2 protein-coding genes are annotated in these 2,752 nt (G+C 49.1%); both read right to left on the bottom strand.

Features of this window, described 5'->3' with window-relative positions:
* Positions 1 to 57: 57 nt before the first annotated feature.
* Positions 58 to 1,233 carry a glycoside hydrolase family 88 protein gene (locus RDN93_RS21900; protein WP_308747420.1) on the bottom strand — a complete coding sequence of 392 codons (1,176 nt, stop codon included), beginning with the start codon at positions 1,231 to 1,233 and terminating at the stop codon, positions 58 to 60.
* Between the two features lie 14 nt (positions 1,234 to 1,247).
* Positions 1,248 to 2,752, bottom strand: a 1,505-nt coding sequence (locus RDN93_RS21895) for a heparinase II/III family protein (RefSeq protein WP_308747419.1), incomplete at its 5' end; no start/stop codon positions are given.

The raw sequence follows: 2,752 nt of genomic DNA, 5'->3' as shown, positions 1-2,752 counted from the left end.
GATAAATGCCATATTTATATGTAAGTTCTTCATAATCATATTGTATTAGTTTTATGTTTATAGATTCTTATAGCGCAGCAATGCTTCCAGAAAGTAATAATCGGCATACGTCAGGGGGACATCCACTTCGCTTTTATCAGGAAGTGCCCCCACGCTATGCTTCAGAATGAAATTTTCGTTCGTACCCGGTTCTGCCAGATACTCTTTCGAGGCAAGCGTACGGAGTTGCTTTTCTGCCATGGCAAGATAAGATTCCTTGGCTTCTGTGCCGGGGATATAACGGCTTAGTTCGATAAAGGCGGAGGCCATGATAGCCGCTGCGGAAGCATCCCGACAAGTCTGCTCTTCTACCGGAGCGTCGAAATCCCAGTAAGGAATACCGTCGGCCGGCAAACGGCGGAGCAGCATATCGGCGATATGTCCGGCTTGCAACAGGTAATTCTGATACCCCGTCAGGCGAAACATCATCGTATAGCTATACAAGGCCCATGCTTGTCCGCGACTCCAGGAGGAATCGTCCGAGAAGCCCTGCACCGTTTGCTTACCGCGCACTGCACCCGTCTCAGGGTCATAATCCACCAGATGATACGTAGAATAATCATCCCGGAAGTGATGCTGGATAGTGGTATTGGCATGCGTACAGGCTACGTTCTGCAAAGAGTCGTCGGCGTAGGCTTTCGACATGGACAACAGCAGTTCAAGGTTCATCATATTGTCAATAATCACCGGGTACTTCCAGTCGCAGCCTTTGCGCACAAAGTCCCAGCTACGGATTACACCGACAGTAGGATTGAAGCGGGTTGACAAGGATTTGGCGCCCTGATAGAGCACTTGTTTATAAGCCTCATTACCTGTCAGCCGGAAAGCATTCCCGTAACTGCAATTCAACTGGAAACCGACATCATGATCTCTGGTCACATATTGTATAGAGTCGAGTTTCAGCGTGTTCTTCTCGGCCAGTGTTTTCACTGCGTCCTTCCGGGTATATTCGTAGATATACCAGAGGGAACCGGGATAGAAACCGCTGCACCACCAATAGATATTCGAGGGAACAAACTCACCGTCGGCAGAGAGCGTGCGGGGAAGTGTCTTTTCTGTCAGGCGGGTATCCATAGCCGTGTATTGTTGCTCCGCAACGGTAAATACACGGTCAATCAACGCCTCCATCGGCTCCTGCTTCGTGCAGGAGACCAATGTCAAAAGTCCGAGTATAGATATTAATAAGATTCTCATACGTTCCATTCTTTTTATTTGGGAGACAGGGTTGTGGTAAATGTGGCGGTCTGGTTGGCGGTAACCGTTGCTTCAAAGCCGACCATATAAGTGCCCGGATTAGCCTGGTCATAAGAGTTCTCACTGGTGGTACTCCATTGCTTGTAGGTAGGCTTCACGCTTCCGCTGGCTGTGAGATACATCACTTTACTTCCGCTAGTTAGTACGATGCGGTTACTTTCCACCGTTGGAACGGCAGGCGTCACCATACACCAGCGTACTTTGGCGGATTTATCCGTTCTTGCCTTGATCTCATCCATGACCACTAAATCTTTATCATTCACGATTTTCACGGTACGGGTAGCGGACGCAGCCTGATCGGACACTACTTCTGTCAGATCGAAAGTGGCTCCCAATTCCGTAGCAGTATTGATGGTAGTAGTCAGAGTAGCCGCCCCATTTACCCGGTGACGGGCGTCATTGATTGAAATCGTGCTATGATTCAAATTATTCAAGCGGAATACATCCCAACGCATCGAGTTCTGTCCCATATCCCAAAGATTACCACCCAAACCGGCCAGTACCGACTCAAGAGTTGTATAACTTTGCAGACCGAAATCCATCGACCAACGCACTCCATACGCATCGTATACAAATGAACCGGCATCCATGTGTCCGTGGCTCGAACCTGCCTTGCCGCCTTTGATTCCGAGGTATTTATCCGTATCGGTGTACGTCCAGTCGGTATGTACCATCACCACGGGCGTTTCCCCTTTTCCACTCCATAATTTATTGGAAGGAGCGGAGATCGCATCCAGGTTCAGATTATTGGCAAACGCCATAATCATCGGTAACAAGCGATTTTCGGCACAGGAAGCGTATTCGCCGTTCTTCAGCATTTTCAGCTCATTATATAATAAGGACGGATTACTGTATTTATCGGCAAACCACCACGAAGCCAATGCCGCAGTAGAGGAGGGGGCACAGTCGGAATAATTAAAGAACTTGCTGTTCAAGCCTGTCATATACAGCATATACTCTGCCGTCTTGGAGAATCCCGGTGTATCGGAAAGCCCGTTATCCGTGCCGAGCGTACTGTCGAGGGCGGCAAGCATCAATACCTGATAAAGCGTGCCGTAACACCAGTAACCGCTGCCCTCCGGATAATTGCCGTCGGGAGAATACATCACCTCCAATGCAGGTTTATTGGATTCCAGCGCCTTTTCAATCATGTCCTTTGCTTCAGAAGGATTGTTTTCATAAGAAGCCAGTGCCGCACAGACCAGTCCGCCATTACAGACCTGGTTCCAGTTGTTGGTGGCTTCGTAGAAGTTGAGGTTCCAGTTCTTATCCTGTGCTTGTTGGAAAGCAAACTTCAACAGTGCGTTGGCCGCTTTCGTACGGGTGGCTGCACTTAGTTCGTTGTAGAGCCAGTCGTAACCGAACGCAACAGCCGTAGCCATTTCGCCCACATCAAGAAAGTGGCGTTTCGAGTTCCAGTCGGGAAAGTTGCAGACAGCGTTCATATCCGTTTCCGCTT

Origin of the sequence: uncultured Bacteroides sp. (genome assembly GCF_902491285.1) — a bacterium.
Lineage (GTDB): Bacteria > Bacteroidota > Bacteroidia > Bacteroidales > Bacteroidaceae > Bacteroides.
The sequence above is the reverse complement of the archived record's forward strand: the minus strand, read 5'-3'. Positions and strand labels throughout refer to the sequence as shown.

Coding starts and splice junctions, on each gene's coding strand:
- RDN93_RS21900 (WP_308747420.1), bottom strand. CDS start 1,233: ATGAGAATCTTATTAATATCTATACTCGGACTTTTGACATTGGTCTCC.